The 1,088-nt window shown below is 66.5% G+C and carries 1 protein-coding gene; it reads right to left on the bottom strand.

What is annotated here, in order from left to right; all coding sequences use genetic code 11:
- Positions 1-35: 35 nt before the first annotated feature.
- A protein-coding gene (locus IEY36_RS30365) for an IS3 family transposase (RefSeq protein ID WP_188974065.1) occupies positions 36-1,088 on the bottom strand; the annotation gives its coding sequence in 2 pieces (ribosomal slippage) (positions 36-916 and positions 916-1,088; 1,054 coding nt annotated over the 2 pieces). This gene is flagged as partial in the annotation.

The following is a 1,088-nucleotide window of genomic DNA, read 5'->3' as shown; positions in this document are numbered from 1 at the left end:
GTGACCAGCCCCCATCGAGTGATCCAGGCGGAATTTTAGTGGGCCATCGCAAGCGCGCCTACTCCTGGGCTGATCGGCGACCTGGCTATTGACATCGTCTCCGGTGCGGGCGGACGGTAACCCAGCGACGAGTGCGGCCGCACCCGATTGTAGTGCCGGCGCCATTCCTCGATCAGCACCTGAGCTTCCCTGATCGTGTTGAATACCTCGCCATTCAGCAGCTCATCGCGCAGCTTGCCGTTGAAGGATTCGACGTACCCGTTCTCCCACGGGCTCGCCTTCTCGATGTAGGCGGTACGTGCGCCCACGCCGGCGATCCAAGCCTTCACCGCCTCGGCGATAAACTCCGGCCCCTGGTCTGAGCGGATATGCGTGGGCGTCCCATGCGCAAGGAACAGGTCCGCCAGAACGTCGATCACGTCCGACGAGGTCAGCCTCCGCGCGACGCGGATCGCCAGCGCCTCACGCGTGAACTCGTCCACCACGCACAGCATCCGGAACTTCCACCCGTCGCGTGTGCGGTCCTCGACAAAGTCGTAGGCCCAGACATGCTTCGCTCGCTCGGGTCGCAGCCGGATGCACGAGCCGTCCGCCAGCCACAGCCTGCCGCGTTTCGGCTGCCGCTGCGGCACCTTCAGCCCCTCCCGGCGCCAGATCCGCTCCACCCGCTTGCGGTTCACCGCCCAGCCGGCTTCCCGCAGCAGCGCCGTGATCCGGCGGTAGCCGTACCGGCCATAGCGTTTCGCCAGCTCGATGATGTCGCCCGTCAGTCGGGCCTCATCATCCGCCCCGCGCGGCACCTTGCGCTGCGTCGAGCGGTGCTGCCCCAGCACCGCGCAGGCCCTGCGCTCGGAGATCCCAATCTCGCGCACCACATGCTCGACGCAGGCCCGACGCCGCGCGGGGCTCACCATTCTCCCGACGCAGCTTCCTTCAGGATGACTTTCTCAAGCGTCAGGTCCGAGACCGCCTTACGCAGCCGCGCGTTCTCCCGCTCCAGTTCCTTGAGCCGCTTCACCTGGTCCAGCTTCAGGCCACCGAACTCCGTCCGCCAGCGATAGTAGGTCGGCTCCGTCACGCCGATTGCT

Origin of the sequence: Neoroseomonas lacus, assembly GCF_014644535.1 — a bacterium.
GTDB classification, from domain to species: domain Bacteria; phylum Pseudomonadota; class Alphaproteobacteria; order Acetobacterales; family Acetobacteraceae; genus Neoroseomonas; species Neoroseomonas lacus.
This window is presented reverse-complemented; position numbering and strand designations above follow the sequence as displayed.